Here is a 25,215-nt window from a genome sequence, read left to right as displayed (position 1 = left end):
CTGGTTTTCATGGCTTTCCTCGAACTCGCAAACCTCAAGAAATCCTTCGGCGCAACGCAGGTCGTGCATGACTTCAACATGCAGATCGAGAAGGGTGAATTCATCTCCTTCCTCGGCCCGTCGGGCTGTGGCAAGACGACGGTCCTGCGCATGATCGCAGGCTTCGAAACACCCTCCTCCGGTCGTATCGCGATCGGCGGCAAGGAGCAGAACAGTCTCAAGCCGAACAAGCGCAACATCGGCATGGTCTTCCAGGCCTATGCGCTGTTCCCCAACATGACGGTTCACGACAACGTCGCCTTCGGCCTCAAGGTTGCCGGCACCGCGCAGCCCGAGATCGACCAGCGCGTCAAGGAAATGCTTGGCCTTATCAAGCTCGACCATCTCGCAGACCGCTACCCCTACCAGCTCTCGGGCGGCCAGCAGCAGCGCGTCGCCCTTGCCCGCGCGCTTGCCGTGCGCCCGCAGGTTCTGCTGCTCGACGAGCCGCTGTCGGCGCTCGATGCCAAGATCCGCGTATCGCTGCGCGAGGAAATCCGCGCCATCCAGCAGAAGCTCGGCATCACCACCGTCTTCGTGACGCACGACCAGGAAGAGGCCCTTTCGATCTCCGACCGCATCGTGGTCATGAACGGCGGCCGCGCCGACCAGATCGGAACGCCCTTCGAGATCTACAACACGCCGTCGACCCGCTTCGTCGCCTCCTTCGTCGGTACGCTGAACATGATTGAGGCGAAGGTTGTCGATCCCGCCATCAACCGCATCCAGATCGGCGATCAGGGCGTGACGCTGAAGCAGTCGGTGGCGGCCTTCAAGGCAGGCGACACCGTCTCGCTCGCACTGCGTCCAGAAGCCGGATCGTTGGCCGAAAGCGCGCCATGCGATACCAGGCTGACAGGCCAGGTCGTCTCCGCCCACTTCCTCGGCTCGGTCATCCGCACCCGTATGAACGTCGGCGGCAATGTCATTTCCTTCGACATGTTCAACAGCCCGGGTGTAACCCCGCCGCAGGCCGGCGAAACGGTAACGCTGCGCTTCATGGCGGCCGACCTCCTCGTCATCCGCGACTGATCCGGCCGCCGCACCCAGTTTTTGCGGCTTTGCCACACTCGTTTCCACATTTCCGGCGCTTCAATTTTGCAGCGCCGGAAATTGCTTGAAATGACAACCTCGATGCGCGACGACTGCTTAAACGTTTTTTGTTCAGCAAAGTCAGCATCATGTCCCCCATCACATCAGTCACCCCTCCACGCCGCCTCACCGCGCAGGATTTCCGCACACTCGGCCTCTCGGCCCTCGGTGGCGCGCTTGAGTTCTACGATTTCATCATCTTCGTCTTCTTCGCGGCGGTGATCGGCAAGCTGTTCTTTCCGACCGACATGCCGGAGTGGCTGGTGACCGTCCAGACCTTCGGCATCTTTGCCGCCGGCTATCTGGTCCGCCCGCTTGGCGGCATCGTGCTTGCCCATTTCGGCGATCTCTTCGGCCGCAAGCGGGTCTTCGCCTTCTCGATCCTTCTGATGGCGCTCTCGACGCTCGGCATGGCCGCCATGCCCACCTACGCAACGATAGGCGTTGCAGCGCCGATCCTGCTCATCCTGATGCGCATCCTGCAGGGTGCGGCGATCGGCGGCGAAGTGCCCGGCGCCTGGACCTTCGTAGCCGAGCACGTTCCCTTTCGCCGCGTCGGCTTTGCCTGCGGCTTCCTCTGCTCCGGCCTGACGCTCGGCATCCTGCTCGGATCCTTTATCGCCACGATCATCAATTCCGTCTTCACGCCAGAGGATGTCGCGGCCTACGCCTGGCGCATCCCGTTCCTGCTCGGCGGCATCTTCGGCCTCGTTGCCGTCTACCTGCGCCGCTGGCTGCAGGAGACACCGGTCTTCGCGGAAATGAAGCAGGCCCGCTCGCTTACGCCCGAACTGCCGCTGAAGTCAGTCCTGCGTGACTACAAGCGCGGCGTCATCATCTCCATGCTGCTGACCTGGATCCTCTCGGCCGGCATCGTCGTCACGACGCTGATGACGGCGACCTTCCTGCAAAAACTCTATGGCTACACCGCGCAGCAATCACTTGCCGCCACCAGCTTCGGCACGCTCTTCCTGATCTTCAGTACGGCGGCCGCCGGCGCGATCGTCGATCGGGTGGGGTCGGGACGCTTCTTCGTCGTCTCCAGCATCTTCTTTGCTGCTGCGACCTTCGCCTTCTACACCTATGCCGCGACGTCGCTCACGGTCCTGTTCGTGCTCTATGCCATCATGGGCCTGTCGGTCGGCATGGTCGGCGCCGTGCCCTATGTCATGGTGCGCGCCTTCCCGGCTCGCGTCCGCTTTAGCGGCCTCTCCTTCTCCTACAATGTCTCCTACGCCATCTTCGGCGGCCTGACACCGCTTGCGGTGGCCTCGTTGCTGCCGCTGAACCCGATGGCGCATGCCTACTATCTGCTGTTCATCGCAGCGCTTGCCTTCGCGCTCGGGCTATACCTGATCGCCAAGGGCGACAGCGTCGAAGCCGAGGTTGGCATCGAGGAGTTGAATGAACGGCTTGCCACGAGCGCCTGACGACAACACACTACGCTAGCAACCGGCCGACAGGCGTTTCTGCCGGCCCTATCAATCAGAGATATTTCATATGATTACTTGCCATCTGCGCTACGTCATCGACCCCTACAAGGTCGCCGAATTTGAAGAATACGCCAGGCTCTGGATTCCGATCGTCAACCGCATGGGCGGCAACCATCACGGCTATTTCCTGCCCTCCGAGGGCGCCAACAACATCGCGGTCGCATTGTTCTCCTACGAAGACTACCGCACCCGCATGGCCGTCGATCCCGAGTGCCAGGCGGCCTTCGATCTCGACAAGCGCAACCGCAGCATCATCAGCTATGAGCGCAGCTTCATGCGGCCCGTTCTCGGCTGAGCAGCGCCTGACCACCCAAGCGAAGGCCGACGTGTTCGGCCTTCCATCGCCCCCCACCACGAGGAATTGAAGAACGATGCCGGCGCCTGCGATCAAGATCCTCGACGCGCTCTCCGTACCGGGAAATCCCGAAAAGCCGAACGACGACCGCTTCGGCTACAACGAGGCCTGCGCCTTCGTGATCGATGGCGCAACGGGCCTCGGCGACCGCCAGTACATGGACGCATCAGGCAGCGACGCCGCCTGGGTCGCGGCACGCTTCGCGGATGGCTTTCGGCAACAGATCACACGCGAGACGTCGGTTTCCGATGTCGCCCGCGCAGTTTCGGTCGATGCCCGGGCGACATTCCTCGGCAGTAACCCTGATGTACCGCGCTACGCCTGGCCGCTTTCCGCCTTCTCGATGATCCATGCAACCGATCACGGTTTGACCTTCTATGGCCTCGGCGATTCCTGCGTCTTCCTCTTGCAGGCAGATGGATCGGTGAGCTTTCACATGGCCATTCCCGACGCCTACATCAGGGAGCAGGCACATGCGCAAAGCCATATCGCTCGCACCGGCGGCATTACCAAGGATGGCGGCGCGCTCGGCAATCCGGAAACGCTGACGGCCCTGCGCCGGCACCGTGAAAGCCAGAACACCGCAGGCGGCATCTGGACACTGGGCCTCGTGCCTGAATCGGCGGATCATCTGGTTTCGGAACGGCTGGAGATCAACGGCAAGGCGCACGCCATCGTCTGCAGCGACGGCTTCGCGGATCTCGTGGTTCTCTACGCCGCCTACGATGCGGCAAGCCTCGTCCGCACAGCCCTCGAAAAGGGTCTCGCACCGATGATCGAAGAACTCCGGCGCTTCGAGCGGGAGACGGACCCGGAGGGTCTTCGCTACCCGCGCTTCAAGCAGAGCGACGATACGACGGCAATCCTCGTCGAGATGACCGCCTGAGCAATAGCTGATTTCGATTCAGGATCAGCACCTTGCGGCGACAAACTGAATCAATCTGTCCAGCCTTTGAATCAAGTTCTGAAGACGCAGCCGATCAGGCCGCGTCCTCGATGTCTTCGTCACGCTTGCGCGGCACGTAGTTGAGAACCGGCCCAAGCCAACGCTCGACCTCGGCAACCTCCATGCCCTTGCGTTTCGCGTAATCCTCGACCTGATCCCGCTCCACCTTGGCAACGCCGAAGTAGTAGGAATCGGGGTGGCCGATGTAGATGCCGGAAACGGAAGAGCCCGGCCACATCGCGTAGCTCTCGGTGAGCGTCACGCCTGCCGCCTTCTCCGCATCGAGCAGGCCGAACAGCGTCTTCTTTTCGGTATGGTCGGGCTGCGCCGGATAGCCTGGTGCCGGACGGATACCGGCATATTCCTCTGTGATGAGCTGCATGTTGCTGAGCTGCTCATCCTTGGCGTAACCCCAATACTCGCGGCGAACCTGTTCATGCATGCGTTCGGCGAAGGCTTCAGCGAAGCGATCGGCCAGCGCCTTGACCAGAATCGACGAATAGTCGTCGTTGGCGCGTTCGAAGCGTTCCGCGATCGCGACTTCCTCGATACCAGCCGTGACGACGAAACCGCCGACATAGTCCTGCACACCGCTCTCGGCAGGCGCAACGAAGTCCGACAACGCGACGTTCGGCCGCCCGTCACGCTTCGACAACTGCTGGCGCAGCGTGAAGAAGGTGGCGAGCTCGTCCTTGCGGCTCTCGTCCTTGAACAGACGGATATCGTCGCCAACCGCGTTCGCCGGCCAAAAGCCGATGACGGCGCGCGGGTGGAACCACTTCTCGTCGATAATCTGCTTCAGCATCGCCTGCGCATCGGCCCAGAGCGCACGAGCAGCCTCGCCCTGCTTCTCGTCCTCGAGAATGGCCGGGAACCGGCCACGCAGCTCCCAAGTCTGGAAGAACGGCGTCCAATCGATGTACGTCGCGATATCGGCCAGATCGTAGCCGTCGAAAACCTTGGTGCCGAGGAAGCTCGGCTTGGTCGGCTTGTAGGCCGCCCAATCGACCTGTTGCGCATTTTCGCGGGCGCGGACGAGCGGCAGGCGCACCTTCTCGGCCTCGCTGCGCGCATGCGCCGCTGCGACCTTGGCGTATTCGGCGCGGATATCGGCCACATAGCCATCGCGATTGTCGGGCGACAGCAGCGTCGAGACGACACCGACGGCGCGGCTGGCATCCGTCACATACACGGCCTGGCCCTTGTTGTAGCCCGGATGGATCTTGACCGCCGTGTGGACACGGCTCGTCGTCGCGCCACCGATCAGCAGCGGCAGATCCAGTCCCTGACGCTCCATTTCAGCGGCGACATGCACCATTTCGTCGAGCGACGGCGTGATCAGGCCGGAAAGACCGATGATATCAACTTTCTCGGCAACGGCGGTCTCGAGGATCTTCGTCGCCGGCACCATGACGCCGAGGTCGATGATCTCGTAATTGTTGCAGGCAAGCACGACGCCGACGATGTTCTTGCCGATATCGTGGACATCGCCCTTGACGGTCGCCATCAGAATCTTGCCGGCAGCCTTGCGCTCATCGCCGCCATTCAGCCGCTTCTCCTCTTCCATGTAGGGGAGCAGCACGGCCACGGCCTGCTTCATCACGCGCGCCGACTTGACGACCTGCGGCAGGAACATCTTGCCCGAGCCGAAGAGATCGCCGACGACGTTCATGCCGGCCATCAGTGGGCCTTCGATGACGTGCAGCGGACGGGCCGCGGCAAGGCGCGCCTCTTCCGTATCGGCATCGATATATTCGGTAATGCCGTTGACCAAAGCGTGTTCAAGCCGCTTCTCGACCGACCATTCACGCCAGGAGAGATCCTGCACGCGTCCCTCGCGCGCCGCACCGCCACGGAACTTCTCCGCCACTTCAAGCAGCCGCTCGGTCGCATCAGCGCGGCGGTTCAGCACCACGTCCTCGCAGGCCTCGCGTAGTTCCGCATCAATCTGGTCGTAGACCGCCAGCTGGCCGGCGTTGACGATGCCCATGTCCATGCCCGCCTGGATGGCGTGGTAGAGAAACACGGCGTGCATCGCCTCGCGCACCGGCTCGTTGCCGCGGAACGAGAAGGAGAGGTTCGAAACGCCGCCCGAAATATGCACCAGCGGCATGCGCTCGCGGATCGTCCGTGTCGCCTCGATGAAGTCGACGCCGTAATTGTTGTGCTCTTCGATACCGGTCGCGACCGCAAAGACGTTCGGGTCGAAGATGATGTCCTCGGGCGGGAAGCCCGCCTTCTCGGTCAAGAGCTTGTAGGCGCGCGTGCAGATCTCGACCTTGCGGTCATAGGTATCCGCCTGCCCGGTCTCGTCGAAGGCCATGACGACGACAGCCGCGCCATAGGCATGCAGCAACCTCGCCTGCGCCAGGAAGTTCTCCTCGCCTTCCTTGAGCGAGATCGAGTTGACGATCGGCTTGCCCTGAACCCGCTTCAGACCGGATTCGATGATCGAGAACTTGGAACTGTCGATCATGACGGGCACGCGAGCGATATCCGGCTCGGCGGCGATCAGGTTCAGGAATTCGACCATCGCCTTTTCGGAATCGATCAGGCCTTCGTCCATGTTGATGTCGATGATCTGCGCGCCGTTCTCCACTTGATCGCGCGCCACATCGAGCGCTGCCGTGTAATCGGCATTGGTGATCAGCTTGCGGAAGCGAGCCGAACCCGTAACGTTGGTGCGCTCACCGACGTTGACGAAGGGGATGTCCTTGGTGAGCTCGAAAGGCTCGAGGCCCGACAGCGACATGAACGGCCGATGCTCAGGGATCGGACGCGGCTTGTACTTGGAAACGACTTCGGCAATCGCCTTGATATGCTCCGGCGTCGAGCCGCAGCAGCCGCCGACGATATTGACGAGACCCTCGCGGGCGAACTCGTCGATCTGCGCCGCCATCAGCTCAGGCGTCTCGTCATACTGGCCGAACTCGTTGGGCAGGCCGGCATTCGGATAGGCGCAGATGAAGGTATCGGCAACGCCCGACAGCTCCTGCAGGTGCGGACGCATGGCGTTGGCGCCGAGCGCGCAGTTGAGGCCGATCGTGAACGGGTTGGTGTGACGCACCGAGTTCCAGAACGCCGACGGCGTCTGGCCCGACAGCGTGCGGCCGGAAAGATCGGTGATTGTGCCTGAGATCATGACAGGAAGGCGGATGCCCTTCGCTTCGAAGCGCTCCTCGCAGGCGAAGATCGCAGCCTTGGCGTTCAGCGTGTCGAAGATCGTCTCGATCAGGATGATGTCGGCGCCACCGTCGATCAGGCCGTCGATCTGCTCGCCATAAGCAATGCGCAGGTCGTCGAAACTGACAGCGCGGAAGCCCGGATTGTTGACATCGGGCGAAATCGACGCGGTGCGGTTCGTCGGGCCGATGGCACCGGCCACGAACCGGCGGCGGCCATCTTCACGCTCGGCGCGAATGCAAGCGCGGCGCACGATCTCAGCGCCTTCCTTGTTGAGGGCGTAGACTTCGCCTTCCATCGCATAGTCGGCCTGCGCGATGCGGGTCGACGAGAAGGTGTTGGTCTCGAGGATATCGGCGCCGGCCTTGGCGTATTTGTAATGGATCTCCTCGATCGCATCAGGCTGCGACAGGATCAGGAGGTCGTTGTTGCCCTTCTGGTGACAGGCACAGCCGATGAAACGATCGCCGCGGAAATGGTCTTCATCGAAGCCCAGCCCCTGGATCTGCGTGCCCATGGCGCCGTCAAGAACGAGGATGCGTTCGCTCGCGGCTTTCTTGAGCGCAGCAAACACTTCACTACCGTCGCGCTTTGCCCCTTCGGAACCAAACAGAGTATCAAACACGGGCGGACTCCTTGACGTCGTTACAGACCAAATGGTCCAATCACATAAAGATATCTTTATGTCAATATATCCATCTCATGTGGCGCCTTTGCGGCGCTGGGCAGATGACAGACTCGAGCGGCCCCTATATAGGCGGTTGCAAAGGCTTTGTGCACGAAATCGGAGGAGTAACATGGCACTTGCAAACGGCGACGCCGCGCTCGGAAACTGGACCACCCGCCCCTATCACCGCGACTGGCTTCTAGCACAGGCAAACGGCCTCTTCGATTTCTTCCAGCACGACTCTATCAACCCCAAGGGCGGCTTCTTCGATCTCGATGATACCGGCAAGCCGCTGAACGCCGCCGGCCAAGTGCGTCCGATCCATATCGCGTCGCGCGCCGTCCACTGCTTTTCGATCGGCACCCTTCTCGGCCGCCCCGGCGCCGCCGACGTTGTCGATCACGGCATGCAGTACATCTGGAACCATCACCGCGACACCAAGAACGGTGGCTATTTCTGGTCGCTCGACGACAACGGCCCTGTTGATTCAAACAAGCAAGGCTATGGTCACGCCTTCGTGCTACTCGCGGCGTCTTCCGCCAAGACGGTCGGCCATCCGCTGGCCGACGGCATGCTTGCCGACATCACCGAAGTCCTGAACACGAAGTTCTGGGAAGCCAAGCACGGTGCGATTGCCGAGGAGTTCACCGCCGACTGGCAGGCGCTCGACGGCGGCAACTACCGTGGCCAGAACTCCAACATGCACCTCACCGAAGCTCTGATGGCGGCCTTCGAGGCGACTGGTGACCGCGATTATCTCGCCAAGGCCGAAAGCATCGCCGACCTCGTCATCCGCCGCGCGGCAGGCTCGGTCGGCTGGCGCGTTGCCGAACACTTCAGCACCGATTGGGGCCTCGACAAGGATTACTATCATCCGAACGAGATGTTCCGCCCGGCAGGCACCACCCCCGGCCACTGGCTGGAATGGGCGCGTCTCCTCCTGCAGCTCTGGGTGCTCGGCGGCAAGAAGCAGGAATGGATGCCGGATGCGGCCAAGAGCCTGTTCTCGCAGTCGATCGCACTCGGTTGGGACAACGACAAGGGCGGCTTCTTCTATACGCTCGACTGGGACGACAAGCCCGCCAAGCGCAACAAGCTGTGGTGGCCGGCCTGCGAAGGCGCTGCTGCCGCACACTTCCTGAACGAGCACCTGCCGAGCGACTACCACGAGGAACACTACCGCCGAATCTGGAACGTGATCGAACGCGCCTTCATCGATCACAAGAACGGCGGCTGGCATGAGGAACTGACGGAAAACCTCGTTCCCTCGCACAGCCTGTTCCCGGGCAAGGGCGACATCTACCACGCCCTGCAGGCCTGCCTGATCCCCCTCTTCCCGGCAAACGGCAGCCTGACCAAGGTGATCCCCGAGGCGGGCGGCAAGATCTGAAACGACAGGAAAGCGGCGCCATCGATGGCGCCGCTTTCTTTCAGTCGACCTGCGCCTCATGACGATGGTATGCGCGGATCCTGCACAAGATAGAACTCCGGCACCGGCGTCATGTCGGTGACGAAGAATCCGAACGCGGCGAGATCCAGCGGATCGACATGGCCGTCTTCGAAGCTCAACCGGTCGTAGCTTTCGAAACGGCTTTCAAAACGCGAAAACCGATTGGATGAAATAAAATCGGGATTGGGGTTCGTCTGTCCGAACGACAGCCCATCATCGAAATCGCTTGGCTTGCCGCGGATTTCCTGGAGTTCGAAGCCGAAACCGATCCATCCAAGTCCACTCCTGTTCACGATGGTAATGCGGAAGTGAACGCCGGTCTGTTCCGTGGCATCGAGCCGGGAGGGATTTGCCCCCCGGATCACAAGGGTGACGGGCGTTGAGAGGTTCAACTGCTCCTGGATTTCGATCGGATCGTCTAGCGTGCCGGAGCCGCTCACCGATAGGATTCGGAAGCCACCGAGTTCATCAGAGAAGGAATAGCCTCCGGCATACCAGCGCCCGTCATCAGCCGGTCCGGCACTGATGAGCGCCAGTGATAGCAACGCCGCCAGAATTCCCCAATGACGCGTCATCGATCTCGATCCTTCGGTGGAAGTATCGCAGCGAAGCGGCGAATTTCAAAGGGCGCGTCGCATTGGCTGCGCGCAACGAAGCCATGGCCTGAATCTCAAGCCGCGCGGGGTGCGACCGATCGGCCTCAACCGCATTTCACCGCGCGCAAAATTCCCATCGGTGATAGGGTGCGGACGATATCCCAACGAAACGTGTCGATGCAAAGTAGGAGGGTGAGATGACGATGCTGTTCGTAAGGCATGAGGTTTCGGACTACGCGGCCTGGCGCAAGGTCTACGACGCGTTCAGGTCCGTCCAGAAGGCAAACGGGGTGGTTTCCGAGGCCGTCTTCCAGGCGATCGACAATCCCAACGACGTCACCGTGACGCATGAGTTTGCCACGCCCGAAGCCGCTGAGGCCTTTGGCAAACTGGAAGAACTCAGAGCGGCGATGCGAACAGGCGGCGTACTTGGCGCTCCTAAAGTGTGGATGACCAACAAGGTCTGATCACCCGACCAAAGATCAATCAGGAGTACAGCCGAAGCCCGGCGTCATTTCGCACCGGGCCCGGTTGGTTCTTTCGCTCGCACGCTTCTCAGGCAAGGCGCAACGCGTCGAGGTCTTTTGCCAACATCAACGCCAGAGCTTCGACGACGAGATTGTGATCGTCGCGTTGCGGCAGGCCGGAAACGGTCACCGCGCCGATGCAGCCCGTACCCTTGACGTTGATCGGGAAGCTGCCGCCATGCGGCGCGTAGTCCACATCCGAAAGACCGTTGTCCGCCACCGTCTTGCCCTTCTGCTTGAGATCGAGCCCGATGGAATAGCTGCTCCTGAAGTAGCGCAGCACCAGATTGCGCTTGCGTCGCACCCACTGCACGTTGTCAGGGGTGACACCCGGAAGCACGGCGTAGAAGACCGGCATCGAATGCAGCGTGATGTCGATCGCGATGCCCAGGCTGCGCTCCGCGCCTAGCTCCTGCAGGAGTTTGCCGAGCTGCCATCCGGTCGTGAGATCGAAGGTGTCGAAAGTCAACACCGCTTCCTGTTCCGCGATCCGCTTGAGGTCTTCTTCTGGCATCGTCACGTTGTGCTTCCTCTCCTGCAATGCTTTTTCCTGAGAAAAGGCAAGCGGAGTGGAAAAGTAAAGCGGAATCGTGGCGGCGCCCGGAAGCTCACAATTTGGGCGTCAGCATTTCGAACCGATCGCGGATAGTCGCGCACGTATCGCCGCCGAGACGCGCGATAGCATCGACCTCAGCCGGATCGACACGCAGGCGTTCCGGATCCACGACGCCGTCGCGGTAATGAGCGTAGACGATTTCGCCCATGATGATCTGCCGGGACTTTCCAAGCTCCAGCGTCACATGGCGCTTGCATTCGAAGGATGCCGGTGCCTCGGCGATCCATGGCGATGCCACCTTGTGACCGGACATGGCGGTCAGTCCCGCCTGCTTCAGTTCGTCGACTCCGCGCGGATATTTGGACCCGCAGACATGCATGGCTTCGGCAATGGCGAACGACACGATGTTGACGGTGAAGACCTCCGTCATGCGGATGTTGTGGCCGGTGTCCTTGAACGACATATCCGGATTGTTCTCGACACCGAGCGCGAGAATGGGCGGATCGGCGGAGAGGCAATTGAAAAAGCTGAACGGCGCCGCATTGATGCGCCCATGTTCGTCGACGGTCGTCACCAGCGCGATCGGCCGCGGAATGATCGTGCCGATCATCAGCTTGTAGCGCTCGCGCTCCGAGAGCGCTTCGAAATCAAAGGATATTGTCATCGGTCAGCTTGCCGCCCGCATCGGCGCAAAGGCGCTCATCGCTCCACTGAAGGGCTTGGCCAATGGCGATGCGTAGGAGCCGCGCTTGCTGGTCGACAGACCCAGCGACACCAGCGCCTCGGCCTGTTTGACGGCCGCGGCCACCCCATCCACCACGGGCACACCGTAAATCTCCTGCAGCTCCCGCGCCAGATCGGTCATCCCTGCGCAGCCGAGAACGATCGCCTCCGCCCCATCTTCCGACAATGCCCGCTCGATTTCCGCCCGCAGCTTGCCGATGGCGCCGGAGGCTTCGTCCTCGAGTTCCAGCACCGGGATATCCGACGCCCGGACCTTCGCCCGGTCGCCCATGCCATAGCGGCGCACGAGATTGTCGATCAGCACCCGCGAGCGCTCCAGCGTCGTCACCACGGTGAAGCGCTGCGCCAGGAAGCCGGCGGTGGCGACGGCGGATTCGCAAAGCCCGAGCACAGGCACATCGGCGAAACTGCGAGCTGCCTCCAGCCCCGTATCGTCGAAACAGGCGATGACGGCCGCGTCATAGGTCCCTGCCCGCTCCTTGAGCTCCGTCAGCAAGCCGGGAATGGCGAGCGCCCCGTCGTAATGCCCCTCGATCGACACCGGCCCCATTCTCGATGTGGCGGCGATGATCTCGGTGCCGCTGGCGGCGACGAGCCGTGCGGCGGTCGCCGCCTTCTCGGTCATGCTGGCGGTCGTGTTCGGATTGACGATCAGGATGCGCATGAGATCAGCTTGTCTTTGCCTGGCGTCCGCGCAGCATCATCATGATGCCGAGCGCGACGAGAATGATGGTGAAGGAGAACAGCGTCGTCACAGTGCCCAGCGCATAAAGCACCGGTGTCGTCACGTTGGTCGTCATCCCGTAGATCTCAAGCGGCAGCGTGTTGTAGCTTCCTGACGTCATCAGCGTGCGGGCGAATTCGTCATAGGAGAGCGTGAAACCGAACAGGCCGACGCCGATAAGGCTGGGCGCGATCATCGGCAGCACGACATGCACGAAGGTCTGCCACGACGTCGCCCCGAGATCGCGCGCCGCCTCTTCGTAGGCCGGCGAGAAACGGTTGAAGACGGCGAACATGATCAGCACGCCGAACGGCAGCGTCCATGTCAGATGCGCGCCGAAGGCCGACGAGTACCAGGCCGGCTTCAACCCGCCTTGCTGGAACACCACGCCGATGCCGAGCGAAATGATGATCGACGGTACCACGAGGCTGGCAACCGTCGCGTAGAACAGCAGCGTCGCGCCGCGGAACCGGCGGCGGAAGGCAAGGCCTGCGAGCAGCGACACCACGACGGTGACGATCATCACCATAAAGCCGAGCGTGAAGGAGCGGCGGAACGAGGCCCCGAAATCGCCCACCGCCTGCTTTTCGAACAGGTTGAAGAACCAGTGGACGGAAACGCCATTGAGCGGGAATGTCAGGCCGCCATCCGGTCCCTGGAAGGAGAGGATCAGGATCGCCGACAGCGGGCCGTAGAGGAACAGCACGAACAGGATGAAGAAGGCGGCGAGCACGTAGAATTCGATGGTGCGCTTTTCGTGGCCCATCTCAAAGCTCCTTGCGGATGTCGACGACGCGCAGGATGGCGGCAACCATCATCAGCACGACGATCAGAAGCACGACGGCATTGGCGGCGGCGGCCGGATATTGCAGCAGCGACATCTGGTTCTTCATCATCAGCGCCACCGAGGCGCTCTGCCCGCCGGACATGACCTGCACCGTCGAGAAATCGGCCATGACGAGCGTGACGACGAAGATCGAACCGATGGCGATGCCGGGCTTGGCGAGCGGAATGACGACATTCCAGAGGATCTGCCAGCCGCTGGCGCCAGCATCGCGCGCCGCCTCGAACAGCGAGCGATCGATACGCATCAGCGTGTTGAAGATCGGCGTCACCATGAACAGCGTGTAGAGATGCACCATGGCGAGCACCACGGCGAAATCGGAATAGAGCAGCCACTCGATGGGTCGCGGAATGATTCCCATCTCGATCAGCGCCGAATTGACCAAACCATTACGGCCGAGCACCGGGATCCACGAGATCATGCGGATGATGTTCGAGGTCATGAACGGCACGGTACAGACGAGGAACAGGATCATCTGCGTCGATGTGCGGCGGATGTGGAAGGCAAGGAAATAGGCGACCCAGAAACCGATGAAGACGGTGAGCGCCCAGACAATGACGGTGAACTTCAGCGTGTTCAGATAGGTCTTCCACGTCACCCACGAGCCGAGCGTCTCGGCGTAGTTCATCGTGAGGAAATCGGGATAGAGACCGGCGAAGTCGTAATCCCAGAAGCTGACCACCGCGATCATCAAAATCGGCAGGATGAAGAAGAAGCCGAGGATCAGGATGAGCGGCGTCGCCTGGAGATAGGAGGCAGCCCATGGCGCCAGCGGAAAGCCCGGGCTGCGCACCCGCTCAGTCGTCTCGTTTGTCTCTGCTGAAGCGATCGTCGCCATCTGCCATCCTCTCGGATTTGCCTTGATATGGAAAGCGGGAGGGATCGGAAGACCCCTCCCCAACCCTCCCCACAAGGGGGAGGGAGTTCTTCTGCTGCACCCTCCCCACAAGAGCGAGGGAGTTTTCTGCCACCACGCTCACCGGGAGGAACAGGCTCCGTACCGCAGCGCCCGCGCTCCCTCCCCCTTGTGGGGAGGGTTTGGGGAGGGGAAAGCGGCACCCGCCGAGGCGGATGAAGTCCGCCTTATGCCGCGATGAACTCGTTCCAGCGGCGAACCATGTAGCGGTCCTCGTCCATGACGGAGTTCCAGCACGCGACATGGCCCATGCGCTCGTCGAACGAGCCGCCGTCGCGAACCGCACCGGCCTTCTCCATGACTTTGCCTTCAGGCGACATGATATCGCCCTTGGCGGCCTTGCCTTCGATCCAGTAGCCCCATTCGTCCTCGGTCATGAAGCCCTTGGCGGTGTCCATGCAGGCCGAGTAGTAGCCCTGGCGGTTGAGGTAGCCGCCGACCCAGCCGGATGTGTACCAGTTGATGTACTCATAGGCCGCATCGAGTTCGGCGCCCTTGAGGTGCGAGGCAAGGCCAAGACCGCCGCCCCATGAGCGGTAGCCTTCCTTGAGCGGCTGATACTTGCAGGCGATGCCCTTGGAGCGGACGGCGGCGACGGCCGGCGACCACATCGACTGGATCACCACTTCGCCCGAGGCCATCAGGTTGACCGACTCGTCGAACGACTTCCAGAAGGCGCGGAACTGGCCGTCCTGCTTGGCCTTGATCAGGAACTCGATCGTCTTGTCGATCTCTTCCTTGGTCATGTTGCCCTTGTCGGCGTATTTGATGTTGCCAAGCGCTTCCATGATCATCGCGGCGTCCATGATGCCGATCGACGGGATGTTGAGGATCGAGGCCTTGCCCTTGAACTTCGGGTCCATGATATCGGCCCAGGTGGTGATATCGCGGCCGACGAGGTCGGGACGAATGCCGAGCGTGTCGGCATTGTAGATCGTCGGCATCATGGTGAAGAGCTCGGTCTCGCCCTTGGCGAATGTCTTGGCATCCGCGCTCTCGACGTAACCGACCGTGTGCGGCGCCGTGCCCTGCGCGATGACGCTATCGGCCTTCAGCTTGCCGTTCTTGAACAGCGGAACGACCTTGTCGTAATACTTCAGCTTCTTCACATCCATCGGCTGGATGACGCCGGTCGGATAGACCTTCTTCAGGATCCAGTATTCGATGTCGGCGATATCGTAGCTATCGGGCTGCGTCACGGCGCGCTGGGCGGCGGCGTCGCTGTCGGTCGCCGTCATCTCGAGCGTGATGCCGAGGTCCTTCTTGCACTGCTCGGCAATGGCGTTGATGTTGGAAACGCCGGTGCCGAACTGACGAAGCGTGATGTTCGACTGCGCCCAGATGGTCGGGAAACCGGCGATGAGCCCGGAGCCTGCGGCGGCACCGATGGCGGCGGCACCCGTCTTCAGCAGGCCGCGGCGCGACACGCCCTTGGCCATGAGACCCGTCTTGGTGGTTTTCGTTGTATCAGTCATGTCGGTTCCCTCTGGTTTTTGTGGTAATTGAGATTCATGCCGAAACGCGGCCGAGGAGAACGGCGTCCTCCAGGGCCCAACTCAGGGACACCGCATCGCCGACCGATGCGGGGTTGGCGAAATAATCGCCGTCGGACGCAATGACGGTGAAGTCATCGCTGCCCGCGCCGACCACGGTGATCTTCACCGAGGCGCCGCGATATTCGATGTTGGAGACGATGCCGTTGAAGCCGAGCGTCTTGTCGGTGGCGCTGGCCAGACGAACCCGGTCGGTGCGGATGCCGATATCGACGCTCTCGCCGGCGTGCTTGCCATTGCCGCGTACCGAGAATGTCTGGCCTTCCGGAACCTGAAGCGTGGTGACGCCATCCTGCGAGGAAACGACCCGCCCGGAGAGAACATTGTGATCCCCCATGAAGCGGGCAACGAAGGCGGTGGCCGGCTCCTCGAAGACCTTGCGCGGCGTTGCCGCCTGCTCGATCTTGCCGTCATTCATAATGACGATGATATCGGCGAGCGCCATCGCCTCTTCCTGGCTGTGCGTCACATGCACGAAGGTGATGCCGAGGCTCTTCTGCAGCTTTTTCAGTTCGGCACGCATGCGGATTTTCAGGAACGGATCGAGCGCCGACAAAGGCTCGTCGAGCAAGAGCGCTTCCGGGTCGGTGATCAGCGCACGCGCCAGCGCCACACGCTGCTGCTGCCCGCCTGACAACTGCGCCGGTCGCCGCGTCGCATAGGCTTCCATCTGCATGAGTTTCAGCAACTCGAGCGCCTTGGTCCGGCGTTCGTCTTTCTCGACACCCTTCATCTTCAGGCTGAAAGCGACGTTGTCGACGAGGTCGAGATGCGGGAAGAGCGCATAGGACTGAAACATCATTGCCGTGCCGCGCTTGGCCGGTGGAAAGTCGGTGACGACAGTGTTGCCAAGCCTGATATCGCCAGACGAAATACTTTCGTGCCCGGCGATCATGCGCAGCGTCGAGGTCTTTCCGCAGCCGGAGGGGCCGAGAAAGCAGCAGTACGAACCGGCCGGTATCTTCAGGCTGATGGAATGGACCGCCGTGGTGGCGCCATACACCTTGGAAACGGATACGATATCGATCTCTGCGGCCTTCGACATTGGTCTTCCCCTGTTTGAGAAAGACAATGCATTCGCCGTGCCAGTTTCCGCTGCAGTGCATCAACTCATTGCAGTACATGGATTTTCCTGCAAAAGCTCGACCGATGATCATTTTTGCATCATCCGGAACCGTGCACACAAAATAGGCTATCGTCTGCAATTAAAGCAAAAAATCGTATACAATCTAGGCGTCACTTTGACACCAAATTCCGTTTAACTTTTGCCGCGAACGCAGCTATCATCCGCTCGCTATAGGGTATCCATCTTCATGAGTTCAGCTTCAGGCGCCTCCATGGCTGCTGACGATTCAGCCGAAACAGGCACGCAGCAAATTCGTGACGCCATTCGCGACGCGATCGTCGAGCGCAGGCTGTCGCCCGGAACCAAGCTTTCCGAGAGCGACGTCGGCAACCTGTTCAACGTCAGCCGCACGCTGGCGAGGGCAGCACTGCAGGCCCTCTCCTATGAGGGGCTGGTCAGCGTCGAGAAAAATCGGGGCGCCTTTGTCGCCTATCCCTCGCCCGAAGAGGCCCGCCAGATCTTCGCCGCACGCCGGCTCGTCGAGCCCGGCATCCTCCGGGAAGCCGCTACACGCATCACCCCCACCGACATCAGGCACCTCAAGCAGCTCCTGTTGGAGGAAGGCCGCCTGATCGGAGAGCGTGGACAGACCGCCCGCCGCGCCGAGATAAAGGCATCCGGCGATTTCCACCTGGCGCTGGCGGTGATTTCAGGCAACGCCATCATGCAGCGCTTCATGGACGAACTGGTCGCACGCTCCTCGCTGGTAATCGCACTCTACGGCCAGTCCACCGTTTCCAGTTGCGGCCATTCCGAACACGGCGACATCGTCACCGCGATCGAGAACAAGGATCTCGACGAGGCCTGTCGCCTGATGCTGCATCACATCGCCCACATCGAAGCGGACCTCGATCTGCGACAGCGAAAGAATCTCGGCCTCAAGGAGGCCCTGAAACGGTAGTTGATTGCGGAAAGGCGAACTGCGGCCGAAGCCGCAGCGCATTATCAGCCGCGAGAGCGACGCTCTGCGGAACGCTCGGCGACAGCAACGATGTCGGGAGCTCCATTGGCAAGAAGCCGCTTGCGCACGAGCACGCCCATGACGCGGGCGGCCGTGGAGAAGGTCATCTGATCGAGCGGCCCCTCACCCTCCCAGGGCTTGGTCAGTCGCTCGGTGACAGCGCCGACGATGTTCATCGGAACGATATCGTCGCACTGGCGCATGGCCTCGAAGACTTGTCCGATCGGAAACACACGTCCCTCGAAAGTCACGATCGGCTCGGTGAGTTCAGCATCCCATTCCTCGAAAGCATAAAGCGCTTCCCGGAAGAGTTCCTGAAGGGTGAATGGGGCATGTCCATTGTGAAGCGGCGGCAAGGCATTCGTCATGTCTGTCTCCTCTTGGATGGGGAATGGGGCCATTTCCTCCTGACGATCGGCATTCACTGCGGAAACAGAACTCCAGGTTTCCGGCCGATCGAAACACGATCAATGTTATAGTGTAATATATGCGTGAGGAAGCCTTTTGTTCCCAATCGCCCCTTTTCCGCCCCTCGGCAAAAAGTAAGCCCTTGATATCGTTTTCGATACCAAGGGCGATAAAAATGGGCTTCCGGCTTCGGATCGGCCGGAAAAAGCCTTAATGTGCGATCGCGAAGGTAACGTTGACGCTGACGTTGTAGCCCGTTTCGCCGCCCTGAACTGGCACGGACGAATCAGCTGCTTCCTTCATCATCGCAGCCCGATAGACGGGAACCGGCTGCGGCCGCGGTCCGCTTTCATTGATCTCGATGACGTTGCCGAGCTTGACGCCGGCAGCTTCCGCCAGCGTTCTTGCCTTCTTGATCGCATCGGCGACGGCATCCTTTCGGGCCGCTTCGATGGCGGCGTCAGGCTTGTCGTTGGTAAACTGGATGTCGCCGCCCTGGTTGACGCCCAGCGTCACCGACTGGTCGATGATTTCGCCAAGCTTGGAAAGATCCCGCACCCGCACCGTCAGCGAATTCGACACTTGGTAGCCGATGAGCTCCGGCGGCTTCTGCTCGCCGTCATTGTTCTGCGGATAGCGGTACTGCGGCTGAACGGAGAAGCCCGACGTCTGCAGATCGCGCTCGGCGATCCCGCCCTTCTTGAGCGCCGCCAACACGTCGCTCATCGCCTTGTTGTTCTGATCTAAGGCTTCGCGGGCTTCCTTCGCCTGCTTCACGACGGAGAAGGTAAGAACCGCCATGTCGGGCGCCATCGTCGAGCGCCCCTCCCCGGCAACGGAGATAACCGGCTCGCGCGCCGACGGCTCGGCGGCAGCTGCGGGCAGCGCGGTCAAAGGCAAGGCAAAGAGCAGTCCGAAGGCGATCGTCTTGGTACGCAGCGGCAGCATGTTTCACTCCCCGATTGTGGATTACGTCATCCTCTTGCCGTTCGATTGTGAAGCTATTGCGGCAGTCCCTTGTGACTGCAAGAGATTTACGTTAGAGCGAAACCGCTGCGGCGAACCATTGCGCCGGATGCACGGCAGCTGAAAGCCGCCGCGGGCCTGTAGCTCAATGGTTAGAGCCGGCGGCTCATAACCGCTTGGTTGGGGGTTCGAGTCCCTCCGGGCCCACCAGTTAAATCAAGGGCTTAGCGAGGGAAATTGCTTTCCTGCTAAGCCCTTGAGCATTTCTGGACAACAGTTTGGACAACATACCCGTCAGTCTGCGGCGCGGATTTCGGCGATCTTCATTGAGACGGTGATCACCTGCTCGTGGATCTCCGACATGCCGGCCTGCAAAGCATTGATACTGCCGTCATCGTCCTCGCTCATCGCCATCAAGGCATAATCAACGAGTGTGATGAGTGCGCATACCTTGCCGAGGCGATCTTGAAGCCCCAGGAGCGCCGAGCACGTTGATTCGCTGATGTGATCGGGCGCGTTGATGATCTCTATAGCCTCTGGTTTCGACTTCATGGCTGGCGCGCCTCCATCTTTTCGATCACGTCGTGGTTCTCGCTCGCCCAGCGTCTCGCAACGTCGAGAACAACCGAGAGATTGCCGTCCAGGCGATCGCGGATATTTTCTCCTGCGCCGTCGAAATGCGCCGCCGCGAATGCTGCAATATCCAACAGGGCAAGCAGGTCATATGATCGATCGACATCACTCTGCGTCACTAACGGCATGCCTTCGGCGGCGGCCGGAACGGTGGTGTTCGGCATGATTTATTCCTCATCCTTTTGGGTGGCATAGAAGACGCGTTGCAGCTCGGCTTTCCGATAAGCAGCAATCACATCCTCACGAGGCTCGTCGATATATTCGGCAGGACATCGGTCGTAGAGGTAGAGGATGTCATCGAGGCTCACCTTGCTAACATCAACGTAGCCACCTCGACCAGTCGACGTGAGAATCCGAAGGCACATGTAAAGACCCCTTCAACGGTTTTCGTTTACAGCAAACATATTCCGTTGATTTAAGTCTTTGTCAACGTTTTTCGTTTATGATAGACGAAATTCATTGATCGGAGATATTGCATGACACCTGCACAGTCGCGCGCAGCTCGGGGCCTCCTCGATTGGTCACAGACAGCATTGGCTCAATCCTCAAACCTGAGCGAGAGCACGGTCCGCGACTTTGAGAAGGGCCGCCGGGTGCCGTCCATCAACAACCTGACCGCAATGCAGCGCGCGATGGAGGATGCGGGTGTGATCTTTCAAGATGACGGCGCAATGATCGAGGGCGGGCCAGGAGTGAGGCTCTCGGCGAAGTAGCATTGACTACTCAACCCCCAGTCTGCCACACGTTGTCAAACTGGGGGAGTCGCATGAAGATCGTCATGATAATTGCAGCGGGTTTAATGGCGTCATCAAATGCCAGCGCGTTCGATTTTCAGTGCTCAGAGTTCCGGCCGCTGTTGCAAGATCGGCAACTCAAGCGCCCAGACAAGCCATTCTGCACCTCTACCTATCTTCCGTTCACAGACAGCTTCGATTTCGATTCCTGCCGTCGCGAGGTGCAGCAGTTCAAGGCGTCGGTCGAGAAGTACCTGGCCTGCGTCGAGATCGAGGGCAAAGAAGCCGTGGCCGAATACAACGATATCGTCTCCTCCTTCAACCGACGAGCAAAGCAGTGATGCCGGCGTGGATCCAGGTTTTCCAGGCCCTACTCACCCCAGTTGTCGCGGTTGCTGTCGCCGTCATCGCTTTCCTGCAATGGCGCACGGCTCATCAAAAAGTTGTGCTCGATCTCTTTGAGAAGCGTCTTTCGGTTTTCACGCAAGCGCGTGAGGCTGTCCATCGCGTAATGATCGACGGCAAAGCCGATCATGTTGCTCACCGTGAAATTCTAGAAGCACTTGACGGATCGACCTTCATCTTTGGCAGTGATGTGCGGGAGTATCTTCACGAACTCGCGAACACGTTTGCGCTTCTCAACGCGAAAAACGCCGAAATGGAGATTGACGCAAGGGCGGCACCAGAACGACGAGCAGCTTTTGATAAAATCATTGCCTTCTATCGCCGGGCGCCGGAACTATTGAGCCCATACATGCGGATGGATCAAAAAAGAGTTCGGACCCCGAGAGAATGGTTCGAGGACCGCAACAGGATCCGCCTCAGCTATGCCGACGAGAAGCAGAGGTGAGTACCGCGATCGAAGCGCCAGATGCACGTCGGCATTGGTAAAAACCGTTGCATCGCATATATTCAAGCAAATCAGCCCACCGAGAGCGCATCAATGGACACGTTGACCATTCCGAACTATGCCCGCGTCAAACGTGAGGTTAAGCGCATCCACGACGAGTTCGGCATCACTGCGCCTCCGATCAACCCGGCAGCAATCGCGAGAAATCTTGGCGTTGCGGTGCAGTTTGCCAGGTTTGGAGGCGACTTTTTCAACATCTCTGGATTTTATGATGCCGACACAAAAACCATCATCGCCAACGAGCAGGAATATCCTCTTCGGCAGACCTTCACGATAGCGCACGAGCTCGGTCACCACATATTGCATGCGGAATGGGCTCGCTCATCGGATTACAGCGTCCTGATGCGAGATGCAGATTACAGCGGCAGCGAGGCGCACGAGAAGGAAGCGAACGCGTTCGCAGGCCACTTACTCGTTCCAAGGTTTCTTCTCGATCAATATTGGCAGACAACTTCGATAGAAGGGCTCTCAAAACTCTTCGCGGTATCCGTTCCGGTGATCAAGAACAGGCTGGCTTTCGAATATGGCGTTTGATCGGAAGGCAGCGAAGGAATCAATCCAAGCAAAAAGTGGTGATGATGCAGAGTTCGACGAAGCCCAAGTCGGCGCGCACGACTTTCAGCTGAAGATTGCACAAGAAAACAATCGTCACGCCGAGACCATGGGCCGACAGGACCTTGGCTTTCTTGGACGCGCTCTTGGCGGTGAGAAGACGGCTCCGACCTACATTGCTTTTTTTGTCATGGTCGCTGGCTTAGCCGGCACATTCTATTGTTGGTCGCAAGCCGGCGCCACTGGAGACGCCACTGGCTTCTGGTCCTCACAAGCCGAACGTGCACTGGCCTTCTCTGCCAGTGCGCTCGCTTACATCTTCGGCCGGGGCAACAAGTAGCTATCGGCGGCTTGTTGGCGAACTACGCGAGCGAACGTAGTCGTTCGATCGCAGCGTCGAGGATGTTGACCTCGTGCGCCAGGCGGCTGACCGAATCGCTGAACTGGCAAGATGACCCAGCGAGGACTGATGCAACGTCGGCCGCCACCAGCTCCGCAATGTCCGACTGGACGCGTTCGCGGCGATCGATGAGCAGCTGAATTTTATCTGACATTCGGGTTCTCGCGTTCAAAGCTTGGAAGCTGCAAGGAAAAAGTCATCGCGTTGCTGGTCGGTAAACCCGAGTGCAACAAAGCCTGCCTGCATCATCGGTTCGGATTTCACGAAGGTGCCGCTGTATTCGTAAGCGACTTGTACGATTTCATCCTGCGATGAGATCCAAGCATCGACCTGCGGTTTGATGCCGGTGATCACGAGTTGCATTTTGAATTGTCGAGCAGTGACACTTTCGACAGGCGCCGGGACGTATGGCTCATAACCCGGTTCGAGTGTCGGGTCGAACTCTTCTTCGTACGGATCGCTGCCATCACAGGGGATAACCAGTCTCGTGGCCATGCTCTACTCTCCGTAGATCGAGATTTTTGTGCCAGTGATGGCGAAGGCCGCAGCCGAGGTAATGCGAAGTTGTGTCAATGCTGCACCAAGCGCCAAACGACCATCAGAGAAGTGGATAATTGCGGTTGAGCCGAGCCCGAGGCTTGAAGAGCAAATCCAATCAGTTGTGTTTAGGCGATATAAATGGACCACGCCTTTGAACGTATTTGAGCCTGTAGAAATATTCAGACCAAAGCCAACGGTATCCTGCTGACCCGTAAATGAGGCTGAATAGCTCGCGCTACTAGTGTATCCCGTAGATACGAATCCCCCCGACGTTCCAAGGCGCACAAGAAATGTGCCAGCACCTCCGCTCACAACTTCATCAAACACAACCACGATGTGCTTCAAGTTGGCTGGCAGAGAGGTGAAGTCGATCGCTGCTCCGCTTGGCGTTGTTTCAGCAATGAGAGCAAGGCCACCACCAGTGATATCTGACAGCATGGCCAATGTGCCGTCTTTATCCGGCAACGTGACGACACGTGTCTGCCCGGCAGTGATTCCAGACGCGAGAAACTTAAACCCTTTAGTCAGACCCGCAGCGCTATAGAATGTGACGTCATCCTGAAATGCAGCGTTAGCGATCTTTCGAGCTACCTTAAAAATGCTGCTGATCAGATTGGCAAGTGTGAACGTCTTGAAGGCACCGTCATTCAGGCCAAGAACATCGGCATCTGCCAGAGCCGCTTTTGCGGCCCCGGCCTTGGTGTAGTAATTAGTGGGATCAAACACCGCAGCGGCAGCAGCACTCGCGGCGGCAGCAGCAGCAGCAGCGCTGGCAGTTACGGCATTCTGTTGAGCATTCTGTATCTGATCAGCGGTGAACACCCCGCCAGCTTGACCGTACGGAGCCTTATGAGCTCGCGTCAGATCTCGGGCAGACTCCTGCATTTCGGCTTCGACGGTATCGAGGGCAAGGTTTTGCGCCGGAATTGGGAGCGCCGCGCCGTTGACAAAACGGCTGCTACGCCGAGGATCGCGTGAGCCCACCACGTCCACAGCGCCAGTGATCCCGGGCGTGAACACAGCCGTGGCGTTTGTGGATATCCCGTCAGAGAAAGTGGCGCTGACGGTGAAGTCGAAGCGCTCGATTCCATTTACGAAAACCGAGATGTCGGCGACATCGAACACGGGAAAGTCAGCCGCGAAGCTCGTCGTGGCGACAACTGGTGCGTACGAGGTGACGCGATCATCGGCGGTTGTGATGCTCATGCCGGTGAGTATCACCGGCATGTTTTCGCCCTGCAAAGCACTCGCCCTATCAGCCTGCCTTGGGCTTCCAAGGTTCTTGCTCATCCGGCGGGTATGGACCGTCTGCAGATCCAGACAACCCATATCGTCGATCGAGCCACGCGCTGCACGCCGGCCAGTAGCGGCGGTTGGCGAACAATGGATCTGGATCTGGGAAGCCCGCTTGTGTCGCGGCGGGCAGTGCCGTCTTCAGCATATCCAGGGTCAAGCCGAGCCGCTTGGCAAGCTGCCCTTCGGTGACGAAAATTAAATCGTGGGACATAGTCACCATACCTTGCCATCCTTGACTACCGGCACGGACGGCTTCCGCTGGACGAATGACGACGCTAGCCCAGCGCGTTTATCGAGGAAGGCCCTCACCGCTGGCCAATAGTGCCGGTCTTTGAAGAGCGGATCTCGAAACGGAAACCCGGATCGCTCTAAGGTCGGCAACATGTCTTTGAAGTCTTGGGTTTGCAAGCCGATCCGCTCGGCACACTCGGCGTCGGTCACATAAAGCTTGTCTGATTTGGCCATGAGAAAACCCCGCTTGTTGGCGGGATAATGGTTCATGCGGCCTTGCCATCGTCAATACCGACGGCCGAGTTGCGTTTTCTGTAGGGCCGGCGAGCGAGATCGACGAGGATGATGCCCACCCTCAAGCCACCCAGCCACAGTGGGAAGGCTTCAGGGCCCATCCCCCGGCCTTGTGGCCGCCCGAAGTTTTCGAGCTTGGAAGTGTAGCCTTCCTGCATGCCCGCCAGCATATCCAGCTCAGTGCACGGTAGGCCCAACGCCTGCCGGCGCAGCACCATCGCCCTGACGAACGACTTGTAGTCCTGAATGGTGTCCGACACGATCGGGAGACCGTTGGCCGTGGGTGGCGAATAGTCCGCCCCGTTGCCCTCCTCCCAGGCAACCAGATCGGAAAGCTTGAAGTAGTTACGCCGCCGCAGCTTGACCGGCTTCGGGAAGCCCTCCTCTTTCATCCAGTTGTGCAGAGCGGTGCGGCCGATGCGGTAGCGCTCCATCATGTCGCGGCTGTCGAGATACTTCCGTTCGATCGGGTCTTTCAT

31 protein-coding genes and 1 tRNA gene are annotated in these 25,215 nt (G+C 60.0%); 13 read left to right on the top strand and 19 right to left on the bottom strand.

What is annotated here, in order from left to right:
- Positions 1-9: 9 nt before the first annotated feature.
- The 4 genes from ASE04_RS04310 (at position 10) to ASE04_RS04295 (ending at position 3,865) form a co-directional block, all read left to right on the top strand.
- A complete protein-coding gene (locus ASE04_RS04310; RefSeq protein WP_056812541.1) occupies positions 10-1,071 on the top strand; it encodes an ABC transporter ATP-binding protein in 1,062 nt (353 codons plus the stop codon).
- A gap of 149 nt (positions 1,072-1,220) precedes the next feature.
- Entirely contained in the window at positions 1,221-2,561 is a 1,341-nt protein-coding gene (locus ASE04_RS04305; RefSeq protein WP_056812537.1) for an MFS transporter, read from the top strand.
- Positions 2,562-2,631: 70 nt separating this feature from the next.
- Positions 2,632-2,919, top strand: coding sequence for an NIPSNAP family protein (locus ASE04_RS04300; RefSeq protein WP_056812535.1), 288 nt, complete (start codon positions 2,632-2,634; stop codon positions 2,917-2,919).
- Positions 2,920-2,995: 76 nt separating this feature from the next.
- Entirely contained in the window at positions 2,996-3,865 is an 870-nt protein-coding gene (locus ASE04_RS04295) for a hypothetical protein (RefSeq protein ID WP_056812534.1), read from the top strand.
- A 94-nt stretch (positions 3,866-3,959) separates the two neighbouring features.
- Here the strand turns inward: ASE04_RS04295 and metH are convergent, their stop codons facing one another.
- Positions 3,960-7,733 (bottom strand): methionine synthase, encoded by a 3,774-nt coding sequence (metH, locus tag ASE04_RS04290; protein ID WP_056812531.1) that lies wholly within the window; start codon positions 7,731-7,733, stop codon positions 3,960-3,962.
- A gap of 172 nt (positions 7,734-7,905) precedes the next feature.
- Here metH and ASE04_RS04285 point away from each other — a divergent pair, with 172 nt between their 5' ends.
- The gene (locus tag ASE04_RS04285) at positions 7,906-9,165 is read left to right on the top strand and encodes an AGE family epimerase/isomerase (RefSeq protein WP_056812529.1); all 1,260 of its coding nucleotides are present in this window, start codon (positions 7,906-7,908) and stop codon (positions 9,163-9,165) included.
- Between the two features lie 56 nt (positions 9,166-9,221).
- Here ASE04_RS04285 and ASE04_RS04280 read toward each other — a convergent pair whose 3' ends face one another.
- Entirely contained in the window at positions 9,222-9,800 is a 579-nt protein-coding gene (locus tag ASE04_RS04280) for a hypothetical protein (protein WP_056812526.1), read from the bottom strand.
- Positions 9,801-10,018: 218 nt separating this feature from the next.
- Between ASE04_RS04280 and ASE04_RS04275 the strand changes: the two genes are divergently transcribed.
- The gene (locus ASE04_RS04275; RefSeq protein ID WP_056812523.1) at positions 10,019-10,288 is read left to right on the top strand and encodes an antibiotic biosynthesis monooxygenase; all 270 of its coding nucleotides are present in this window, start codon (positions 10,019-10,021) and stop codon (positions 10,286-10,288) included.
- A gap of 88 nt (positions 10,289-10,376) precedes the next feature.
- On the opposite strand, the gene ASE04_RS04270 is transcribed toward ASE04_RS04275, so the two are convergent.
- The 7 genes from ASE04_RS04270 to ASE04_RS04240 form a co-directional block, all read right to left on the bottom strand.
- Positions 10,377-10,862 carry a heme-degrading domain-containing protein gene (locus ASE04_RS04270; protein WP_443216843.1) on the bottom strand — a complete coding sequence of 162 codons (486 nt, stop codon included), beginning with the start codon at positions 10,860-10,862 and terminating at the stop codon, positions 10,377-10,379.
- 94 nt (positions 10,863-10,956) lie between these two features.
- On the bottom strand, positions 10,957-11,568 hold the full coding sequence (locus tag ASE04_RS04265; protein ID WP_056812519.1) for a flavin reductase family protein: 612 nt from the start codon (positions 11,566-11,568) through the stop codon (positions 10,957-10,959).
- A gap of 3 nt (positions 11,569-11,571) precedes the next feature.
- Complete coding sequence (locus ASE04_RS04260) at positions 11,572-12,312, bottom strand: aspartate/glutamate racemase family protein (protein ID WP_056812516.1); 741 nt, start codon at positions 12,310-12,312, stop codon at positions 11,572-11,574.
- Between the two features lie 4 nt (positions 12,313-12,316).
- Positions 12,317-13,138 (bottom strand): ABC transporter permease, encoded by an 822-nt coding sequence (locus tag ASE04_RS04255; RefSeq protein WP_056812512.1) that lies wholly within the window; start codon positions 13,136-13,138, stop codon positions 12,317-12,319.
- Position 13,139: 1 nt separating this feature from the next.
- Positions 13,140-14,054 carry an ABC transporter permease gene (locus tag ASE04_RS04250; protein WP_056812509.1) on the bottom strand — a complete coding sequence of 305 codons (915 nt, stop codon included), beginning with the start codon at positions 14,052-14,054 and terminating at the stop codon, positions 13,140-13,142.
- 245 nt (positions 14,055-14,299) lie between these two features.
- Entirely contained in the window at positions 14,300-15,607 is a 1,308-nt protein-coding gene (locus tag ASE04_RS04245; RefSeq protein ID WP_056812506.1) for an ABC transporter substrate-binding protein, read from the bottom strand.
- A 34-nt stretch (positions 15,608-15,641) separates the two neighbouring features.
- On the bottom strand, positions 15,642-16,730 hold the full coding sequence (locus tag ASE04_RS04240) for an ABC transporter ATP-binding protein (protein ID WP_056812504.1): 1,089 nt from the start codon (positions 16,728-16,730) through the stop codon (positions 15,642-15,644).
- Between the two features lie 268 nt (positions 16,731-16,998).
- On the opposite strand from ASE04_RS04240, the gene ASE04_RS04235 reads away from it, so the two are divergent.
- On the top strand, positions 16,999-17,712 hold the full coding sequence (locus tag ASE04_RS04235; protein WP_056812501.1) for a GntR family transcriptional regulator: 714 nt from the start codon (positions 16,999-17,001) through the stop codon (positions 17,710-17,712).
- Between the two features lie 44 nt (positions 17,713-17,756).
- Here ASE04_RS04235 and ASE04_RS04230 read toward each other — a convergent pair whose 3' ends face one another.
- Both ASE04_RS04230 and ASE04_RS04225 read right to left on the bottom strand, forming a co-directional pair.
- Entirely contained in the window at positions 17,757-18,140 is a 384-nt protein-coding gene (locus ASE04_RS04230) for a hypothetical protein (protein WP_056812499.1), read from the bottom strand.
- A gap of 250 nt (positions 18,141-18,390) precedes the next feature.
- The gene (locus tag ASE04_RS04225) at positions 18,391-19,128 is read right to left on the bottom strand and encodes an SIMPL domain-containing protein (protein WP_056812495.1); all 738 of its coding nucleotides are present in this window, start codon (positions 19,126-19,128) and stop codon (positions 18,391-18,393) included.
- 152 nt (positions 19,129-19,280) lie between these two features.
- On the opposite strand from ASE04_RS04225, the gene ASE04_RS04220 reads away from it, so the two are divergent.
- Positions 19,281-19,356 (top strand) — tRNA-Ile (locus ASE04_RS04220).
- Positions 19,357-19,440: 84 nt separating this feature from the next.
- Here the strand turns inward: ASE04_RS04220 and ASE04_RS04215 are convergent.
- Positions 19,441-19,698 carry a hypothetical protein gene (locus ASE04_RS04215; RefSeq protein ID WP_056812492.1) on the bottom strand — a complete coding sequence of 86 codons (258 nt, stop codon included), beginning with the start codon at positions 19,696-19,698 and terminating at the stop codon, positions 19,441-19,443.
- Positions 19,695-19,943, bottom strand: coding sequence for a hypothetical protein (locus ASE04_RS04210; protein ID WP_056812489.1), 249 nt, complete (start codon positions 19,941-19,943; stop codon positions 19,695-19,697). The genes ASE04_RS04215 and ASE04_RS04210 overlap by 4 nt, the downstream gene beginning before the upstream one ends.
- A gap of 312 nt (positions 19,944-20,255) precedes the next feature.
- Between ASE04_RS04210 and ASE04_RS04200 the strand changes: the two genes are divergently transcribed.
- The 5 genes from ASE04_RS04200 to ASE04_RS04180 are packed head-to-tail and all read left to right on the top strand — an operon-like array spanning position 20,256 to position 22,315.
- Entirely contained in the window at positions 20,256-20,492 is a 237-nt protein-coding gene (locus ASE04_RS04200; RefSeq protein ID WP_056812484.1) for a helix-turn-helix domain-containing protein, read from the top strand.
- Between the two features lie 53 nt (positions 20,493-20,545).
- Positions 20,546-20,854 carry a hypothetical protein gene (locus tag ASE04_RS04195; protein ID WP_156408707.1) on the top strand — a complete coding sequence of 103 codons (309 nt, stop codon included), beginning with the start codon at positions 20,546-20,548 and terminating at the stop codon, positions 20,852-20,854.
- Entirely contained in the window at positions 20,854-21,363 is a 510-nt protein-coding gene (locus ASE04_RS04190) for a hypothetical protein (RefSeq protein WP_056812477.1), read from the top strand. The genes ASE04_RS04195 and ASE04_RS04190 overlap by 1 nt, the downstream gene beginning before the upstream one ends.
- A gap of 21 nt (positions 21,364-21,384) precedes the next feature.
- Positions 21,385-21,957: an ImmA/IrrE family metallo-endopeptidase gene (locus tag ASE04_RS29830; protein WP_156408706.1), complete on the top strand. Its 573-nt coding sequence runs from the start codon at positions 21,385-21,387 to the stop codon at positions 21,955-21,957.
- Complete coding sequence (locus ASE04_RS04180) at positions 21,947-22,315, top strand: hypothetical protein (RefSeq protein WP_056812473.1); 369 nt, start codon at positions 21,947-21,949, stop codon at positions 22,313-22,315. Before ASE04_RS29830 ends, ASE04_RS04180 begins: the two co-directional genes overlap by 11 nt.
- A 22-nt stretch (positions 22,316-22,337) precedes the next feature.
- Here the strand turns inward: ASE04_RS04180 and ASE04_RS04175 are convergent, their stop codons facing one another.
- The 6 genes from ASE04_RS04175 to ASE04_RS04150 are packed head-to-tail and all read right to left on the bottom strand — an operon-like array spanning position 22,338 to position 25,215.
- Entirely contained in the window at positions 22,338-22,529 is a 192-nt protein-coding gene (locus tag ASE04_RS04175; RefSeq protein ID WP_056812470.1) for a hypothetical protein, read from the bottom strand.
- A 14-nt stretch (positions 22,530-22,543) separates the two neighbouring features.
- Positions 22,544-22,870, bottom strand: a complete 327-nt coding sequence (locus tag ASE04_RS31420; RefSeq protein WP_244490333.1) for a hypothetical protein — start codon at positions 22,868-22,870, stop codon at positions 22,544-22,546.
- A 3-nt stretch (positions 22,871-22,873) separates the two neighbouring features.
- A complete protein-coding gene (locus tag ASE04_RS04165; protein WP_056812468.1) occupies positions 22,874-24,142 on the bottom strand; it encodes a hypothetical protein in 1,269 nt (422 codons plus the stop codon).
- Between the two features lie 28 nt (positions 24,143-24,170).
- Positions 24,171-24,431, bottom strand: coding sequence for a winged helix-turn-helix domain-containing protein (locus ASE04_RS04160; protein WP_244490332.1), 261 nt, complete (start codon positions 24,429-24,431; stop codon positions 24,171-24,173).
- Positions 24,425-24,712, bottom strand: a complete 288-nt coding sequence (locus ASE04_RS04155) for a winged helix-turn-helix domain-containing protein (RefSeq protein WP_244490331.1) — start codon at positions 24,710-24,712, stop codon at positions 24,425-24,427. The genes ASE04_RS04160 and ASE04_RS04155 overlap by 7 nt, the downstream gene beginning before the upstream one ends.
- A complete protein-coding gene (locus tag ASE04_RS04150) occupies positions 24,709-25,215 on the bottom strand; it encodes a helix-turn-helix transcriptional regulator (protein ID WP_056813120.1) in 507 nt (168 codons plus the stop codon). The genes ASE04_RS04155 and ASE04_RS04150 overlap by 4 nt, the downstream gene beginning before the upstream one ends.

This window comes from Rhizobium sp. Root708 (assembly GCF_001429725.1).
Taxonomy (GTDB): domain Bacteria; phylum Pseudomonadota; class Alphaproteobacteria; order Rhizobiales; family Rhizobiaceae; genus Rhizobium.
Note: the sequence above shows the minus strand (reverse complement) of the source record. Positions and strands in the feature narration are given on the sequence as shown.

What these genes read in the sequence shown, in the direction of transcription:
- ASE04_RS04310 (WP_056812541.1), top strand. Translation starts at nt 10, where the DNA reads ATGGCTTTCCTCGAACTCGCAAACCTCAAGAAATCCTTCGGCGCAACG.
- ASE04_RS04305 (WP_056812537.1), top strand. Translation starts at nt 1,221, where the DNA reads ATGTCCCCCATCACATCAGTCACCCCTCCACGCCGCCTCACCGCGCAG.
- ASE04_RS04300 (WP_056812535.1), top strand. Translation starts at nt 2,632, where the DNA reads ATGATTACTTGCCATCTGCGCTACGTCATCGACCCCTACAAGGTCGCC.
- ASE04_RS04295 (WP_056812534.1), top strand. Translation starts at nt 2,996, where the DNA reads ATGCCGGCGCCTGCGATCAAGATCCTCGACGCGCTCTCCGTACCGGGA.
- ASE04_RS04285 (WP_056812529.1), top strand. Translation starts at nt 7,906, where the DNA reads ATGGCACTTGCAAACGGCGACGCCGCGCTCGGAAACTGGACCACCCGC.
- ASE04_RS04280 (WP_056812526.1), bottom strand. Translation starts at nt 9,800, where the DNA reads ATGACGCGTCATTGGGGAATTCTGGCGGCGTTGCTATCACTGGCGCTC.
- ASE04_RS04275 (WP_056812523.1), top strand. Translation starts at nt 10,019, where the DNA reads ATGACGATGCTGTTCGTAAGGCATGAGGTTTCGGACTACGCGGCCTGG.
- ASE04_RS04270 (WP_443216843.1), bottom strand. Translation starts at nt 10,862, where the DNA reads ATGCCAGAAGAAGACCTCAAGCGGATCGCGGAACAGGAAGCGGTGTTG.
- ASE04_RS04265 (WP_056812519.1), bottom strand. Translation starts at nt 11,568, where the DNA reads ATGACAATATCCTTTGATTTCGAAGCGCTCTCGGAGCGCGAGCGCTAC.
- ASE04_RS04260 (WP_056812516.1), bottom strand. Translation starts at nt 12,312, where the DNA reads ATGCGCATCCTGATCGTCAATCCGAACACGACCGCCAGCATGACCGAG.
- ASE04_RS04255 (WP_056812512.1), bottom strand. Translation starts at nt 13,138, where the DNA reads ATGGGCCACGAAAAGCGCACCATCGAATTCTACGTGCTCGCCGCCTTC.
- ASE04_RS04250 (WP_056812509.1), bottom strand. Translation starts at nt 14,054, where the DNA reads ATGGCGACGATCGCTTCAGCAGAGACAAACGAGACGACTGAGCGGGTG.
- ASE04_RS04245 (WP_056812506.1), bottom strand. Translation starts at nt 15,607, where the DNA reads ATGACTGATACAACGAAAACCACCAAGACGGGTCTCATGGCCAAGGGC.
- ASE04_RS04240 (WP_056812504.1), bottom strand. Translation starts at nt 16,730, where the DNA reads ATGTCGAAGGCCGCAGAGATCGATATCGTATCCGTTTCCAAGGTGTAT.
- ASE04_RS04235 (WP_056812501.1), top strand. Translation starts at nt 16,999, where the DNA reads ATGAGTTCAGCTTCAGGCGCCTCCATGGCTGCTGACGATTCAGCCGAA.
- ASE04_RS04230 (WP_056812499.1), bottom strand. Translation starts at nt 18,140, where the DNA reads ATGACGAATGCCTTGCCGCCGCTTCACAATGGACATGCCCCATTCACC.
- ASE04_RS04225 (WP_056812495.1), bottom strand. Translation starts at nt 19,128, where the DNA reads ATGCTGCCGCTGCGTACCAAGACGATCGCCTTCGGACTGCTCTTTGCC.
- ASE04_RS04215 (WP_056812492.1), bottom strand. Translation starts at nt 19,698, where the DNA reads ATGAAGTCGAAACCAGAGGCTATAGAGATCATCAACGCGCCCGATCAC.
- ASE04_RS04210 (WP_056812489.1), bottom strand. Translation starts at nt 19,943, where the DNA reads ATGCCGAACACCACCGTTCCGGCCGCCGCCGAAGGCATGCCGTTAGTG.
- ASE04_RS04200 (WP_056812484.1), top strand. Translation starts at nt 20,256, where the DNA reads ATGACACCTGCACAGTCGCGCGCAGCTCGGGGCCTCCTCGATTGGTCA.
- ASE04_RS04195 (WP_156408707.1), top strand. Translation starts at nt 20,546, where the DNA reads ATGAAGATCGTCATGATAATTGCAGCGGGTTTAATGGCGTCATCAAAT.
- ASE04_RS04190 (WP_056812477.1), top strand. Translation starts at nt 20,854, where the DNA reads ATGCCGGCGTGGATCCAGGTTTTCCAGGCCCTACTCACCCCAGTTGTC.
- ASE04_RS29830 (WP_156408706.1), top strand. Translation starts at nt 21,385, where the DNA reads ATGCACGTCGGCATTGGTAAAAACCGTTGCATCGCATATATTCAAGCA.
- ASE04_RS04180 (WP_056812473.1), top strand. Translation starts at nt 21,947, where the DNA reads ATGGCGTTTGATCGGAAGGCAGCGAAGGAATCAATCCAAGCAAAAAGT.
- ASE04_RS04175 (WP_056812470.1), bottom strand. Translation starts at nt 22,529, where the DNA reads ATGTCAGATAAAATTCAGCTGCTCATCGATCGCCGCGAACGCGTCCAG.
- ASE04_RS31420 (WP_244490333.1), bottom strand. Translation starts at nt 22,870, where the DNA reads ATGGCCACGAGACTGGTTATCCCCTGTGATGGCAGCGATCCGTACGAA.
- ASE04_RS04165 (WP_056812468.1), bottom strand. Translation starts at nt 24,142, where the DNA reads ATGCCGGTGATACTCACCGGCATGAGCATCACAACCGCCGATGATCGC.
- ASE04_RS04160 (WP_244490332.1), bottom strand. Translation starts at nt 24,431, where the DNA reads ATGGTGACTATGTCCCACGATTTAATTTTCGTCACCGAAGGGCAGCTT.
- ASE04_RS04155 (WP_244490331.1), bottom strand. Translation starts at nt 24,712, where the DNA reads ATGAACCATTATCCCGCCAACAAGCGGGGTTTTCTCATGGCCAAATCA.
- ASE04_RS04150 (WP_056813120.1), bottom strand. Translation starts at nt 25,215, where the DNA reads ATGAAAGACCCGATCGAACGGAAGTATCTCGACAGCCGCGACATGATG.